The organism is Rahnella sp. ChDrAdgB13 (assembly GCF_017655185.1).
In the GTDB taxonomy this organism is placed as follows: Bacteria; Pseudomonadota; Gammaproteobacteria; order Enterobacterales; family Enterobacteriaceae; genus Rahnella; species Rahnella contaminans.
Genome location: NZ_JAEMGT010000043.1, coordinates 49,759 through 63,737, shown reverse-complemented (window position 1 = coordinate 63,737; position 13,979 = coordinate 49,759). Strand labels below are relative to the sequence as shown.

At 55.7% G+C, this 13,979-nt stretch carries 13 protein-coding genes and 1 pseudogene; 11 read left to right on the top strand and 3 right to left on the bottom strand.

Annotation, left to right across the window (positions count from 1 at the left end):
* Positions 1 to 22: 22 nt before the first annotated feature.
* The 8 genes and pseudogenes from J8X26_RS13800 to ydfG all read left to right on the top strand — a co-directional run bounded on the left by J8X26_RS13800 (position 23) and on the right by ydfG (position 8,747).
* Positions 23 to 1,273 carry an extracellular solute-binding protein gene (locus J8X26_RS13800; RefSeq protein ID WP_208951140.1) on the top strand — a complete coding sequence of 417 codons (1,251 nt, stop codon included), beginning with the start codon at positions 23 to 25 and terminating at the stop codon, positions 1,271 to 1,273.
* Between the two features lie 69 nt (positions 1,274 to 1,342).
* Positions 1,343 to 2,245 (top strand): carbohydrate ABC transporter permease, encoded by a 903-nt coding sequence (locus tag J8X26_RS13795; protein ID WP_208951139.1) that lies wholly within the window; start codon positions 1,343 to 1,345, stop codon positions 2,243 to 2,245.
* Complete coding sequence (locus tag J8X26_RS13790; protein ID WP_208951138.1) at positions 2,242 to 3,081, top strand: carbohydrate ABC transporter permease; 840 nt, start codon at positions 2,242 to 2,244, stop codon at positions 3,079 to 3,081. Before J8X26_RS13795 ends, J8X26_RS13790 begins: the two co-directional genes overlap by 4 nt.
* A gap of 25 nt (positions 3,082 to 3,106) precedes the next feature.
* Complete coding sequence (locus tag J8X26_RS13785) at positions 3,107 to 4,060, top strand: carbohydrate kinase family protein (RefSeq protein ID WP_208951137.1); 954 nt, start codon at positions 3,107 to 3,109, stop codon at positions 4,058 to 4,060.
* Positions 4,061 to 5,165, top strand: a pseudogene (locus tag J8X26_RS27910) (ABC transporter ATP-binding protein).
* A gap of 115 nt (positions 5,166 to 5,280) precedes the next feature.
* Complete coding sequence (locus J8X26_RS13775; protein WP_208951136.1) at positions 5,281 to 6,726, top strand: MFS transporter; 1,446 nt, start codon at positions 5,281 to 5,283, stop codon at positions 6,724 to 6,726.
* 47 nt (positions 6,727 to 6,773) lie between these two features.
* The gene (locus tag J8X26_RS13770; RefSeq protein ID WP_152326214.1) at positions 6,774 to 7,829 is read left to right on the top strand and encodes an aldo/keto reductase; all 1,056 of its coding nucleotides are present in this window, start codon (positions 6,774 to 6,776) and stop codon (positions 7,827 to 7,829) included.
* A gap of 168 nt (positions 7,830 to 7,997) precedes the next feature.
* Positions 7,998 to 8,747, top strand: a complete 750-nt coding sequence (ydfG, locus tag J8X26_RS13765; RefSeq protein WP_152326213.1) for a bifunctional NADP-dependent 3-hydroxy acid dehydrogenase/3-hydroxypropionate dehydrogenase YdfG — start codon at positions 7,998 to 8,000, stop codon at positions 8,745 to 8,747.
* A 123-nt stretch (positions 8,748 to 8,870) separates the two neighbouring features.
* Here ydfG and J8X26_RS13760 read toward each other — a convergent pair whose 3' ends face one another.
* Complete coding sequence (locus J8X26_RS13760; protein WP_104922061.1) at positions 8,871 to 10,166, bottom strand: NCS2 family permease; 1,296 nt, start codon at positions 10,164 to 10,166, stop codon at positions 8,871 to 8,873.
* Positions 10,167 to 10,495: 329 nt separating this feature from the next.
* On the opposite strand from J8X26_RS13760, the gene J8X26_RS13755 reads away from it, so the two are divergent.
* A complete protein-coding gene (locus J8X26_RS13755) occupies positions 10,496 to 11,401 on the top strand; it encodes a LysR family transcriptional regulator (protein ID WP_152326212.1) in 906 nt (301 codons plus the stop codon).
* Positions 11,402 to 11,404: 3 nt separating this feature from the next.
* Here J8X26_RS13755 and J8X26_RS13750 read toward each other — a convergent pair whose 3' ends face one another.
* Positions 11,405 to 11,731 (bottom strand): YnfA family protein, encoded by a 327-nt coding sequence (locus J8X26_RS13750; RefSeq protein ID WP_152326211.1) that lies wholly within the window; start codon positions 11,729 to 11,731, stop codon positions 11,405 to 11,407.
* A 134-nt stretch (positions 11,732 to 11,865) separates the two neighbouring features.
* Between J8X26_RS13750 and J8X26_RS13745 the strand changes: the two genes are divergently transcribed.
* On the top strand, positions 11,866 to 12,222 hold the full coding sequence (locus J8X26_RS13745) for a DUF1283 family protein (protein WP_152326210.1): 357 nt from the start codon (positions 11,866 to 11,868) through the stop codon (positions 12,220 to 12,222).
* 110 nt (positions 12,223 to 12,332) lie between these two features.
* A complete protein-coding gene (locus J8X26_RS13740; RefSeq protein WP_152326209.1) occupies positions 12,333 to 12,629 on the top strand; it encodes a DUF1161 domain-containing protein in 297 nt (98 codons plus the stop codon).
* A 129-nt stretch (positions 12,630 to 12,758) separates the two neighbouring features.
* On the opposite strand, the gene malI is transcribed toward J8X26_RS13740, so the two are convergent.
* Positions 12,759 to 13,790 (bottom strand): Mal regulon transcriptional regulator MalI, encoded by a 1,032-nt coding sequence (gene malI / locus J8X26_RS13735; protein ID WP_208951135.1) that lies wholly within the window; start codon positions 13,788 to 13,790, stop codon positions 12,759 to 12,761.
* Positions 13,791 to 13,979: the final 189 nt, after the last annotated feature.

Below are 13,979 nucleotides of genomic sequence, written 5' to 3'. Positions count from 1 at the left end.
AACCCTGTTTCGGAGAATGACGATGAGCCTACGACTTACCCCTGCGGCCACCCTGTGCGCCCTCTCTGCCCTCACCCTGGGATATTCGGTGAATGCACTGGCTGAAACCACGCTCAGTGCCTTGTTTATGACTCAGGCGGCGTACAGCGAAGCCGATATCCGCGCCATGACCGCGGACTTCACCAAACAACACCCTGACATCAAAGTGAATCTGGAATTCGTCCCGTACGAAGCGCTGCACGACAAAATCGTGGCCGCCCGCGGTGCCGGTGACAAAGGTTATGACGTGGTGCTGTTTGATGCGATCTGGCCAGCCGAATTCAACAAATACGGCCTGTTGCAGGATGTCACGGCGCGTATTCCCGCAGACGAAAGCAGTAAGATTTTTGACGGCGCGATTTCTACCGTGACCTACAAAGATAAACGCTGGGGCATGCCGTGGATCCTCGACACCAAATATCTGTATTACAACAAAGCGATGCTGGCAAAAGCCGGGATCACCACCCCGCCTGCGACCTGGGCTGACGTTGAGAAACAGTCTGAGATCCTGAAAGAAAAAGGCATCGTAAAATTTCCGCTGGTGTGGAGCTGGTCACAATCCGAAGCCTTACTCTGCGACTACACCACGCTGGTTTCGGCGTTCAAAGGCGATTTCTACAAAGACGGCAAGCTGAACTTCACCAATACCGGCGCGATGAAAGCCATCAACTACATGAAAGAGACGCTGGATAAAGGGCTGACCAACCCGAACTCCCGCGAATATCTGGAAGAGGACGTGCGTAAGTCGTTTTCCAACGGTGACGCGGCCTTCGCGCTGAACTGGACCTACATGTACAACATGGCCAACGACCCGAAACAGAGCAAAGTCGCGGGTGACGTCGGTGTGATCCCGGCACCGGGCGAAACCGCAGGTGAGGCGTCCGGCGTGAACGGTTCGATGGGGCTGGGCATCGCCAAAGCCAGTGCGCATCCGGATCAGGCGTGGGAATACATCAGCTACATGACCTCCCAGCCGGTACAGAACAAATACGCCAAACTGAGCCTGCCAATCTGGAAATCCTCTTATGACGACCCGGCGGTGCAGAAAGATCAGGAAGCCCTGATTGCGGCGGCAAAAGTCTCGCTGAACGTGATGCTTTCGCGCCCGGTGACGGCAGATTACTCACGCTTATCGAACATTTTGCAGCAAAACATTCAGGCGGTATTGCAGGGTAAAACCCCGGCGAAAGACGGTATGGAAGCCGCAACCACAGCCGCTGACCGTTTACGTTAAGTTTTTTTAAAGCCAACACAACGCCCCGGATACTGCGGTATGCGGGGCAAACCAACACCACGGAAAATTATGCTGACTTTACCGCAACGAGAACGTCGACAGGCCTGGTTGCTCCTTGCGCCCATGTTGTTAATGATGTTTCTGCTGACCGCCTGGCCGCTGGCCCGCACGCTGTGGCTCAGTTTCACCGACGCTGGCCTGATTGGCGACGGTTCTGCGCCCAACTGGGTCGGCAGCGACAATTTTATTTATGCTCTGACCGATCCGGATTTTCGCGCCGCACTGTGGCGGACGCTCTATTTCACCGTAGTTTCGGTGATTTTCGAAGGCTTCATCGGCGTGCTGGTGGCGCTGCTGCTGAACCAGAAATTCCGGGGGCGCAGTGCGTTACGCGTGCTGGTGATCTTGCCCTGGGCGCTGCCGACGATTGTTAACGCCACAATGTGGCGGCTGAACTTCAATCCGGACTACGGCAGCATCAACGCCCTGCTTTCCCAGCTTGGTCTTATCGACACCTACCGCAGCTGGCTCGGCGACCCGTCGTCGGCCATTAACGCCGTGATGTTTGCCGATATCTGGAAGAACTATCCGCTGATCACCCTGCTGGTGCTGGCGGCGCTGCAAACCATTCCTGAGGATTTGTTTGAAGCCGCGCGGCTCGACGGCGCGTCGGCGTTCCTGCGCTTTCGTAAAATCACCTTACCGGCGATTGCGGCTCCGCTGGCAGTGGCGCTGATTTTGCGCACCATCGACGCGTTTAAAGTCTTCGACATCATCTACGTGATGACCCGCGGCGGCCCGCTCGACAGCACTAAAACGGTCAGCTTTTTTGTCTATCAGGAATCTTTCAGCTATCTGCGTGCAGGCAGCGGCGCGGCTTACGCCATTCTCATGACGCTTATCTGTGCGCTGCTTATTCTGATTTATATGGTGATGTTATTGCGTCAGCGTCGTTCAGGGAGCGCCGAATGAAACAGAAAATCCGGCTCGTTTTACGCTATTTCGCGGCACTGGTGCTTGCGGTGTCGATTCTTGCACCGCTGTTGTGGATGTTCCTGATGAGCGTCAGCTCGGCGGAAGATCTGACCCGCATTCCGCTGGAATGGGTGCCACGCCACTGGGATTTCAGCCGCTACGCCAGCCTGCTGACGTTGCAGGCAGGCACACCAGGCGCGTTGTTCCTGCACGCGCTCGGCAACAGTTTGCTGGTGGCCTGTGGCGCAACGGTGATTTCCCTGCTGCTGGCCATTCCGGCGGCCTACAGCTTTTCCCGTTATCCTGGCCGCGACGGCTGGCTGTTTGGCAGCCTGGCAATCTATATGGTGCCGCCGGTGGCCTTCGTGCTGCCGCTGTATTTCATTCTGGAAAAGCTGACCCTGCTGAACACGCATATCGGGCTGATTCTGGTGTATTGCTCGATGATTTTGCCGTTCCTGACCTGGATGCTGAAAAACCAGTTCGATGCACTGCCGGTGGATATCGAACAGGCTTCACGCCTCGACGGATTGCGGTACTGGCAGGTATTGCTGCGCATCACGTTGCCGCTGGCGAAACCGGCGCTCGGCGCTTCGGCGATGTTCGGCTGGCTGCTCGCCTGGGATGAATTTTTCTACGCCCTGCTGTTTACCAACAATATCAACGCCCAGACATTGCCGGTGACTATCGCCGGATTCACCGCCGGGCGCGCCACCGATGACGGGCTGATTGCCGCCGTCGGCATTCTTGCGGCCATTCCGCCGCTCTTTATGGCGCTCTGGCTGCAAAAAACGCTGGTCAGCGGGTTAACCGCCGGCGGCAGCAAAGGCTGAATATGAACATCAGGGAATCTCATCAATGATTACAAGACCTGACACCCGCGCCACGCTGTATGTGGTGGGCAATATTAACGTGGATTTGATCATGAGCACGCTCCACGCGTGGCCGGAAAAAGGCACCGAAGCGATGCTCGAAAGCAGCTCTCTGCGCCCCGGCGGCTCTGCCGGAAACTGTGCGCTGGCGCTGTCGGCATTGGACGTCCCGCACCGGCTGGTGGCCAATCAGGGCAACGACCAGTTCACCGGCTGGCTGGCGAGTTTGTTCCCGGAAAGCGCGCCCCACTGGCCGACCTGCGACTGCGAAACGTCGCTGACGTTTGGCGTCACGCATCCCGACCACGAACGGACGTTTTTCAGCAATCAGGGGCATATTGTCCGCCTTTCCATGCAGGACGTTCTGGCTCAGTTACCCGAAAACGCACAACCCGGCGACTGGGTTTTACTGTGCGGAACCTGGTTGTGTACCGCACTTTACGCCGGTTATCCGCTCCTGCTGGCAACGCTGAAACAGCGTGGCTATCAGGTGGCAGTAGACAGCGGCTGGCCGCCGGAAGACTGGAGCGATGCGCTACGTGAACAGGCGTCCAAATGGTTGCCGTATTGCGATGCGCTGCTGCTCAATGAAGTCGAAACGCTCGGGCTGGCCGATGCTCAGTCGCTGGACGCTGCCGCGCAAAAACTGCTGGCGCAGATGGCTGAGAATGCTTTTTGCGTCGCGAAATGCGGCCCGGACGGTGCGCGTCTGTGGAGCGCGGATCAGGCGTTGCATCAGCACGCCGAGCCGGTTGAGGTGGTCGATACTATCGGCGCCGGAGACAGTTTTAATGCCGGATTTTTATCCGCGCTGATTTATGGCCTGCCGCCTGCCACGGCGTTGCAATGGGGTGTCCGCGTCGCCGGTTGTGCGATCAGCAGTTCCCCGCGCCGTTATCCTGACTGGCAATCGCTTTTTGGCCTTGTGGAGAAACTCTGAATGGCTCTGGTAGAACTGGTAAAAGTCGCCAAACATTATGGCAAAGTACAGGTGTTCAAACCGCTGGATCTGACCATTCCCGATGGCAGCTTTACCGTGCTGGTCGGGCCGTCCGGCTGCGGAAAATCCACCCTGCTGCGCCTGCTGGCCGGGCTGGAATCCTTATCCGACGGGGACATCCTGCTCGATAAACAGCAAATCAATAATTTTGACCCGGCGGATCGTGATATCGCCATGGTCTTCCAGAGCTACGCGCTGTATCCGCACCTGACCGTGGCCGAGAACATGGCGTTCCATATGCAGGTGAAAAAGGTGCCGAAAGCCGAACAACAGGCCAAAGTACAGCAAGCCGCGAAGGTGTTAGGGATTGATCATCTGCTGAAACGCCTGCCGAAAGATTTGTCCGGCGGGCAGCGCCAGCGCGTCGCAATGGGCCGCGCGCTGGTGCGAAATCCGAAAGTTTTCCTGTTCGACGAACCGCTGTCTAACCTTGACGCGCAGCTTCGCATGGAGCTGCGTGCGGAAATCAAATCCCTGCACCAGCAGTTCCGCACCACCACGGTTTACGTCACGCACGATCAGATTGAGGCCATGACGCTGGCGGATAACATTGTGGTGATGAAAGACGGTTTTATCGTGCAGCAAGGCGATCCGCTGTCGATTTACGACAAACCGGTGAACACCTTTGTGGCGCGCTTTATCGGTTCACCGCCGATGAATTTACTCAGCGGCGTGTTCCAGAGCATCGACGGCAAACCTGGCGTGACCTGCAATCAGCTGTGGTTTGCCCTGCCGGAGAAATGGGCGTTACAGGCGCGACATTCCGAAGGCGAACCGGTCACGCTCGGCCTGCGCCCGCATGATCTCAAACCGGTTCAGCACAGCGCGCAACCCCCCGCAACCCCCCGCCACGCTGCGTCTGCTGGAAGTCACCGGCGAAAGCAGCCTGCTGCATATCGACTGGAGCGGTTTCCCGCTGCACGTCCAGTTCGCCGGCCGCGCCCGCGTCAGTACCGAACAACCGCTGTACCTCGAAGCTAACAGCGACGCCATTCATCTGTTCGATGCGCAGACCGGGGAACGGCTGGAAGAAACTGAACTCTGAATTAATGTGCAAAATCTCCCCTTTCACCGGGGGAGATCCTCAATCCCGCCGTTGACGCCTTCCCCCGATGCGCTATGCTCAGACTTTCCTTATTTCATTAGCGCGCTTACCTTCTATGAGCTTCTTCTCAAACAAAAAATTCTCGCTGCCGCCGGGATCCGCTTTGCCGTTACTGGTGGCGGGCGCGTTCTTTATGGAAAATCTGGATGCCACGGTGATTGTCACCGCGCTGCCGCAGATGGCGAAAGATTTCGGCGTGCATCCGGTCGATATGAATATCGGCGTGTCGGCGTACATTCTGACGCTCACGGTGTTTATTCCTGCCAGCGGCTGGATCGCTAACCGGTTTGGCACGCGTAACGTCTTTTCGCTGGCGCTGATCCTGTTCACCCTCGCGTCACTGTTATGTTCTGCCAGCGTCAGTCTCAGCACGTTTACCGCCGCCCGCATGTTGCAGGGGTTTGCCGGTGCGCTGATGGTGCCGGTCGGGCGTCTGGTGGTACTGAAAAATACGCAAAAATCAGATCTGATCCGCGCAATTGCGACGATTACCTGGCCCGGGCTGGTGGCGCCGATCCTCGGACCGCCGCTGGGCGGATTCATTACGACCTATGCCTCCTGGCACTGGATATTTCTGCTCAATCTGCCGCTCGGGATTATCGCACTGGTGTTCAGTCGTAAGCTGATCCCGCAGGTCGAGGGGCAGAAAGGAGTGCCGTTTGATGTCACCGGTTTTGTGCTGACCGGCGCAGCGTGTCTGGGGTTAATCTTCGGGCTGGATATGTTTAATCAGGGCACCATTAACTGGAAACCGGTGACGATGGTGGGCGGCGCGGTGATCGTCGGGGCGCTGGCGGTCTGGCATTCCGGGCGGGCAACGCACCCGTTGCTGCCGCTGACGGCGCTGAAAATTAAAAGTTACGCCGTCACGATTTACGGCGGTTCATTGTTCCGCGTAGCTATCGGCGCCCTGCCGTTTTTGCTGCCGCTGATGTTCCAGCTGGGTTACGGCATGAACGCGTTTGATGCCGGGCTGCTGGTGCTTACCGTGTTCGCCGGTAATCTGGCAATGAAGCCTTTTACCTCGCCGATTTTGCACCGCTTTCGCTTTAAGTCGATTATGCTGGTTAACGGCCTGCTCAATTCTGCGACGATATTTGCCTGTGCGTTGCTGACGCCGGACGTGCCGACTGCCATCACGTTGCTGCTGCTGTTCGCCAGCGGCATGACCCGTTCGATGCAGTTCACGGCGCTCAATACACTGGCCTTTTCGCAGGTTCCGGCAGAACAAATGGGTGGCGCGAATACGTTATTTAACACCGCGCAACAGCTCTCTACCGGGCTGGGCATTGCCATCGGCGCGCTTTCCCTGCGCGTCGCGGAACATTTTTTACCGGCCAGCGCCGGGATGCAGACCGGCACGTTCCATATCGCTTTTATTATTATCGGGGTGTTTTCTCTGGCGGGAACCCTCGACAGTCTGACGCTCGACCCTACCGCGGGCGATGAAATACGCCGAAAAAAAGAATCTGTACCGCAACCGGCTTCGTCGCAAAAATAATGACGTTGCTAAACTGAAATTAAGTATCCGATAAATGGAGAAAACCCATGGAATACCGTCTGTTAGGCCATTCCGGCCTGAAAGTTTCAGTTCTCAGTCTGGGCACCATGACGTTTGGTGGTCAGGGCAAATTCGCTAAAACCGGCCAGACCGACGTCAGTGCCGCACAGCGCCAGATCGGTCTGTGTCTGGATGCCGGAATTAACTTATTCGATACCGCCGACGTTTATTCAGGCGGTGAATCGGAAGTGATTCTGGGCAAGGCGCTGGGCAGTCAGCGTCATGACGTGCTGGTTGCCAGCAAAGCCCGCTTCCCGATGGGCGATGGCCCGAACAATCGCGGTTCATCACGTCACCATATTTTGCGCGCCTGCGAAGCCAGCCTGAAGCGCCTGAATACGGACTATCTGGATTTGTATCAGTTGCATGAATGGGATGGTCAGACGCCGCTGGAAGAAACGCTGCGCGCGCTCGACGATCTGGTCAGCAGCGGCAAAGTGCGTTATGTCGGTGTCTCCAACTTTTCTGCCTGGCATGTGATGAAAACGCTGGGCGTGGCAGCAGCAAACCACTATATCCGCCCGGTCAGTCAGCAAATCCATTACACCCTGCAGGCACGTGAAGCCGAATATGAGCTGCTGCCGGTCGCACAGGATCAGGGGCTGGGCGTACTGGTGTGGAGTCCGCTGGCCGGTGGCCTGCTTTCCGGTAAATATCGCCGCAATCAGGCGGCACCGGAAGGCACACGTCATCTGGCTGACTGGGGTGAGCCGCCGGTGCGTGACGAAAATGCGCTGTATGACGTGGTGGATGTTCTGGTGGATATCGCCGGGCAGCGCGGCGTTTCCGCGGCGCAAATCGCGCTGGCGTGGCTGATTGCGCGCCCGCAGGTAACGTCCGTGATTGTCGGTGCGCGTAACGACACCCAGTTGCAGGACAACCTGCTCGCGGCAGATTTGACCCTTAATAGCGAAGAAATTGAAAGACTTAATCAGGTCAGCCAGTTGCCGTTGCTGTATCCTTACTGGCATCAGGCTCAGACCGCGCCGGACCGGCTTTCTGCGGCAGATTTATCGCTGATTGCGCCCTATTTGAAAAAGTGACCGCAATAAAATGATACCAAGTCAGACCGGCATCCGCTGCCGGTCTGGTTATTTTTGTGTTAATACTTATAGAGTTTCTTTTTCTGCACGCCGTGCGCGAGCAAACGCGTTCATTTTTGATTCGATTTTTATTTCATTCTATTTATTTAAATACTAAGGAATACCGGGATGATTATTTTTGTGACCGGCGCGACCGCCGGATTTGGTGCTGAAATCGCGCGCCGCTTTGTCAAAGAAGGCCATAAAGTGATTGCCTCTGGCCGCCGCAAAGAGCGTCTGGACGACCTGAAGGCGGAGCTGGGTGATGCGCTGTATACCGTTGAGCTGGATGTGACCAACCGTGCTTCCATCAAAGATGCCATCGACAGCCTGCCTGCCGAATGGAGCAACATTGATGTGCTGGTCAATAACGCCGGTCTGGCGCTCGGTCTGGAAAAAGCCGACAAAGCGTCGCTGGAAGACTGGGACAAAATGATCGACACCAACACCAAAGGTCTGGTGTACATGACCCGCGCCGTCCTGCCGGGCATGGTTGAACGCAACACCGGCCATGTGATTAACATCGGTTCAACGGCGGGCAACTGGCCGTATGCCGGTGGCAACGTGTATGGCGCGACCAAAGCCTTCGTCCGTCAGTTCAGCCTGAACCTGCGCACCGACCTGCATGGCACTCACGTTCGCGTGACCAATATCGAGCCGGGCCTGTGCGGCGGAACGGAATTCTCCAACATCCGCTTTAAAGGTGATGACGAGAAAGCCAGCAAAACCTACGACAAGACTAACCCGCTGACGGCCACCGACGTGGCTGAATCCGTGTTCTGGGTTTCGACATTGCCTGAGCACGTGAACATCAACAGCATCGAGATGATGCCTGTCAGCCAGTCTCTGGCCGGTTTGCAGGTTCACCGCGAAGACTGATCAGACATTGTGATGTACCTGAAAAGCAGCTCCGGCTGCTTTTTTTATTGGGTTTTCACCCGATTTTGAGCATAAAAAAAGGCGCGGGAGTCAAACCCGCGCCTTTTCCGACCCGCAGAGCGGTTACGCGCTCAGCCAGCCCAGTTTGATCACGAACAGAATCGACAGAACGATCAGCGCAGAATTCAGTTCACGCCAGCGGCCGGTAAGCAGTTTTGCCAGCGTCCAGGTGATGAAACCAAACGCGATGCCGTTAGCGATGGAATACGTGAACGGCATGGTCAGCGCGGTCACGGTGACCGGCGCGGCAACGGTGATATCTTTCCAGTCGATTTCTGCCAGACCTGAGGTCATCAGAACCGCGATGAACAGCAGAGCAGGCGCGGTGGCGAATGCCGGAACGCTGCCTGCCAGCGGTGCGAAGAACAGGCTCAGCAGGAACAGGATCGCGACCACGATTGCCGTCAGACCGGTACGGCCACCGGCGCTCACGCCCGCAGCAGACTCGATATAACTGGTGGTGGTTGATGTCCCTAAGAGTGAACCGAACAGCGCAGCCGCACTGTCCGCGACCAGCGCACGCCCCATTTTCGGGATATTGCCATCTTCGTCCGCCAGACCTGCGCGTTTGGTTACGCCGATCAGGGTGCCCGAGTTATCGAACACGTCTACGAACAGGAATGCGAACACGACGCTGATCAGCGAAACGTTGAATGCGCCTTTGATGTCCAGCTGCATAAAGGTTGGTGCGATAGAAGGTGGCATAGACATCACGCCGCCAAACGGTGAGTAGCCCAGCGCAATCGCCAGAACCGTCACAGCCAGCACGCCAATCAGCACAGCACCGGTCACTTTACGCGCTTCGAGAACCACAATCAGAATGAAACCGAGCATTGCAAACAGCGGACCCGGTTTGGTCAGGTCACCCAGGCCTACCAGCGTGGCCGGGTTTGCAATCACAATACCGGCGTTTTCCAGCGCAATCAGCGCCAGGAATAACCCGATACCGGCCGCAATCGCCGAACGCAGCGGCAGCGGAATACTGCGGATAATCCATTCACGAATTTTGAAAATTGATAACGCGAAGAAGATACACGCGGAAAGGAAAACAGCACCCAACGCGATCTGCCAGGTGTAACCCATGTGCAGCACGACGGTGTAGGTGAAGAAGGCGTTTAAACCCATGCCCGGTGCCAGTGCAATCGGGTAGTTGGCGATAAAGCCCATCAGTGCGGAACCGATTGCGGCAGCAAGACACGTTGCCACGAAAACCGAGCCTTTATCCATCCCCGTCGCGCCCAAAATGGACGGGTTAACGAACAGAATATAGGCCATTGCTAAAAATGTAGTCAGTCCTGCCACAATCTCAGTCCGCACGTTAGTACGGTGAGCTTTTAACTTGAATAGTTTTTCTAACATGAGAAGGAATCTCTTGGTCGCGTGATCACTTCAACCGGGTGATCAAAAGCGCACGCTTGTTATTAGTGTTGTTTTTCAAAACACGCACGCGCGCCAGCAGTACGAATGCCACAATTCGCACCCCTTCTGTCCAAAGAAAAGCGGCTCACGTGCTAAACGTGTTTTGACGAACCCTGTCATTACCCTTTATTGACCTTTTTTGCGCAGAGATTTGCGCATAAAACAATCTGAGGTGATTGTTTACAAAGGCCATCGCACAATCTAGGAAAAATGAGTGATGCAGTCCATAATAGATATCTCACTTATTCACTGCATAAATTAGTACACCTATGTCACCCTTCTCCCGTTTTTCGCAATATTTTACCGAAGTCGCCCGAACAGGAAGTTTGCGCAAAGCGGCGGAAGCGCTGCACGTCTCCGCTTCGGCCATTAACCGGCAGATTTTACAGGCTGAACAGACGCTGGAAACGCCGCTGTTTGAGCGTCTGCCGACCGGCCTGAAACTGACGTCCGCCGGTGAGATTTTGTTCGATGATATCCGTCGCTGGCGTAAAGAATTTTCCCGTACCCGCGAACGCTTTGATGAAATTCAGGGTTTGCGGCGCGGGCACGTCACCATTTCCATTATCGCGGCCCTCAGTGAAGGAATTATGGCGCAGCTGATTGCCGAAGTCGGCGCTGAGCATCCATATCTCACGTTTGATATCCGCATTGAAGACAGCCGGAATATCAGTGAACAGGTCAGTTCGGCTGAAGTGGATTTTGGCCTGCTGCTCGACCCCATTGAACATACCGGTCTGGAAGTACAGGCGTTCGCGGAATTGCCGATTGGCATCGCGATGCCGGTCGGGCATGAACTTTCAAAGCAGGAATCACTGTCGTTCAGCGATATCGCGGCTTACCGGCAGATTATTCCGTCGGAACCACTGATGGTGAATGCCCGCGCGAAGCTGCTGTATAACCGTTATCAGTTGCTGGATACGCCGTCAATTGTCTGTAATGACGTGCGGATGATGCGCGAACTTATCCGCAAAGGGGCTGGCGTGGGTGTGCTGAGTCTGCTCGACGTATTGCCCGATTTGCAGGAAAACCGGCTGGCGTTTGTGCCCTTGCAAGGGCGCAGCGCCAAACCGCTGACGCTCGCGCTATGCGTTGCGCCACGCCGTCAGCTTTCCCGCGCCGCGCAGATTGTGATTCAGAAAGTGATCGTGATGATGGAACAATTGTCGCAGTAACCGTTACGCCGCTTTCCAGCCAGAAATGATAATCAGCATCCCGGCCAGCGCCACACAGGCGCCGAGCCAGTCGGTGGTGCTGAGTTTCACGCCATCGACAAACCGCAACCACAACATCGCCGTCATCACATAGACTCCGCCGTAAGCCGCATACACCCTGCCACTGGCTGCCGGATGCAGCGTCAGCAACCAGACAAACGCCGCCAGGCTCAGCGCCGCCGGGAAAAGCAGCAGCCAGCTGCCGCCTTTGCGCAGCCAGAGATACGGCAGAAAACAGCCGATGATTTCCGCCAGCGCGGTCGCAAAGAACAGTAAAGTCGTTTTGAGCATATGAATCGCCAGGTTTACAGTCGTAAGTTAAACATGAATTCAACCCGTTAGCAGGCTTTGGGTGACGTGACTCAAGGTGATGTTATAATTGAAAGTATTCGCCTGAGCGATGTGTAAATTAAAAGGATTAACTAATGAATACAACGTTTTTACGCCGTTTACTGCCTGTTGCGCTGCTTGTTATGACCGCAAGCTGGCAGGCACCTGCGCTGGCAGCCACCAACTGTGCGGGCGGAACCTGTGTCTTTGGCGGCAGCGGCAATGACGCCATGTCCAACGAAGAAGCGCGTCAGAGCAAAGAGCAATGGAACGAAACCCAGCGTCTGCGGGCTTTGAAAAACCAGCGCGCTGAGAAGGATTATTCCAAGTACGATAATTCTGTGGATCTGCGCGATAAATGTAACGCCAGCCAGAATATCAACGCGTACTGGGAAGATAACACCCAGCGCTGCCTCGACCGCCGCACCGGCCGGCAGCTGATGGCACCGTAATACCGTAAATAAGTCTTTCCGCCCTTTTCCTGCCTGACAGCGGCTAACTTTGCCGCTGTCTCTATCTGCTAAACTCATTAATACACTGTTTCTCATAAAAGGAATGAATGATGAAAAAGACACTTTTAGCTGGCCTTGCGGTCATGATGTTAGCGCCGCTGGCGGTTCAGGCTGCCACCTGTGAAAGCGTGAAAGCGGATATCACCCAGAAAATCGTCGCCAACGGTTTGCCGGAATCCGGTTTTAAGCTTGATATCGTCCCGAACGATCAGGCAGATCAGGCCGGTGGTCAGGTTGTGGGTCATTGCGGGAATGATACGCAGAAGATTATCTACACGAAGACCGCTGGCGCGGAGGATACGACAGCAGCGAGTCCTAAGACGGGGACAAGCCAGGATTCTCAGTGATACGGACCGGTATCACGCTCAGTTATATTTTGTGCAACCCAGGTCAAGACCTTGGGTTGCCACCCAAGGTCTTGAGTTTAAGGCCAGCCTGACCAAAAACGAAATTTGTCACCTTTCTCAACGGTGCTTTCAGGCCGATTCCCTCTCTACCAGCCCCGGTGGCACAATAATATTCTGTGCTTCGAGATTCTGCCCCCCGATCCTCAGCAATAACCGTCTCGCCGTCGCATGACCAATCTCCCGGGCGGAGTTCGCGATTGACGTCAGCGGCGGTTCGGTGAGTTCGGATTCCGGTGCATCTTCCATGCCGATAAGGGCCACTTTTTGCTGGAAGAAACTGTCGACCGCCCCGCCGCCGACTTCTGCGCCGGTGCGCAAAACGCCGAAATAAGCACCGAGCGCGACGGACGATTTATGGCAGACGATGGCGCTGATTTTCGGGTAATGGGTCAGCAGCGTTTCAGCGGCGTCGGCGGCGCATTTCTGCTGGTAATCGCACTCGATAATCCACTCACTGCAAAACGGCAGGCCGTACTGCACGAGCGTGGCGCAGAAACCCCCGAGGCGTTCGGCGCGGGTTAACGAATTACTGAGGCCGCCGAGGTAAGCGATTTGTTTGTGGCCGTGGCGGATAAGATATTCGGTGGCCATTTTGGCGGCGAGCATATTGTCCGGGCGGACAACATCGACGCCTTCAATACCACCGGAACGCGCAGCGCAAATCAGCGGAACGCCCTGTTCATCGGCCTTTTCTTTCAGGCCGGAAATAGAACTGGTGCCACCGGCGATGACAATACCGTCAACGCCGTGGGTCAGCAAAGTGTCGAAACAGCGCATCAGACCTTTGCCTGACGGGCCACTTTGCAGCAGAAATAATACTTTGCCCTGCGCTTCAAACATCTCGCTGAGACCGGCGGTCATTTCTGCATAAAACGGCTCACAGATATCACGCACAATCAGCCCGACCACGCCGGACTCACCGCCGCGCAATGTGCTGGCCTGCCGGTTACGCACAAAACCCAGTTCATCCACCGCACGGTTTACCCGCTCAGCGGTACTCAGGGAAATGCGCCCTTTGCCGCTGAGCACCAGCGACACCGTGGTGACAGAAACACCGGCGTGCTGCGCAACATCGATAATCGTAATTTTTTTATGATTCATCAGGCTATGTCGTTCATTCCAGACTCCATGAAGCGGGATTATGACCCGTTCGTCGGACTTAAGCGTTTAAATCAGTAGCGCGGTCAAACAGTTATACCCGACTCGTCAGATTGAGTAAAACGTTAAACCTCCATTTCACCCTGATGGTGCAGCCATCTTTCAATATTGTGAGTTCCGACACGTATTGTT

Bases quoted from the DNA above. Each gene is read 5' to 3' on its own strand.
- J8X26_RS13745 (WP_152326210.1), top strand. From the start codon at position 11,866: ATGAATACAACGTTTTTACGCCGTTTACTGCCTGTTGCGCTGCTTGTT.
- malI (WP_208951135.1), bottom strand. From the start codon at position 13,790: ATGAATCATAAAAAAATTACGATTATCGATGTTGCGCAGCACGCCGGT.
- J8X26_RS13790 (WP_208951138.1), top strand. From the start codon at position 2,242: ATGAAACAGAAAATCCGGCTCGTTTTACGCTATTTCGCGGCACTGGTG.
- J8X26_RS13755 (WP_152326212.1), top strand. From the start codon at position 10,496: ATGTCACCCTTCTCCCGTTTTTCGCAATATTTTACCGAAGTCGCCCGA.
- J8X26_RS13760 (WP_104922061.1), bottom strand. From the start codon at position 10,166: ATGTTAGAAAAACTATTCAAGTTAAAAGCTCACCGTACTAACGTGCGG.
- J8X26_RS13740 (WP_152326209.1), top strand. From the start codon at position 12,333: ATGAAAAAGACACTTTTAGCTGGCCTTGCGGTCATGATGTTAGCGCCG.
- J8X26_RS13775 (WP_208951136.1), top strand. From the start codon at position 5,281: ATGAGCTTCTTCTCAAACAAAAAATTCTCGCTGCCGCCGGGATCCGCT.
- J8X26_RS13785 (WP_208951137.1), top strand. From the start codon at position 3,107: ATGATTACAAGACCTGACACCCGCGCCACGCTGTATGTGGTGGGCAAT.
- J8X26_RS13795 (WP_208951139.1), top strand. From the start codon at position 1,343: ATGCTGACTTTACCGCAACGAGAACGTCGACAGGCCTGGTTGCTCCTT.
- J8X26_RS13800 (WP_208951140.1), top strand. From the start codon at position 23: ATGAGCCTACGACTTACCCCTGCGGCCACCCTGTGCGCCCTCTCTGCC.
- J8X26_RS13750 (WP_152326211.1), bottom strand. From the start codon at position 11,731: ATGCTCAAAACGACTTTACTGTTCTTTGCGACCGCGCTGGCGGAAATC.
- J8X26_RS13770 (WP_152326214.1), top strand. From the start codon at position 6,774: ATGGAATACCGTCTGTTAGGCCATTCCGGCCTGAAAGTTTCAGTTCTC.
- ydfG (WP_152326213.1), top strand. From the start codon at position 7,998: ATGATTATTTTTGTGACCGGCGCGACCGCCGGATTTGGTGCTGAAATC.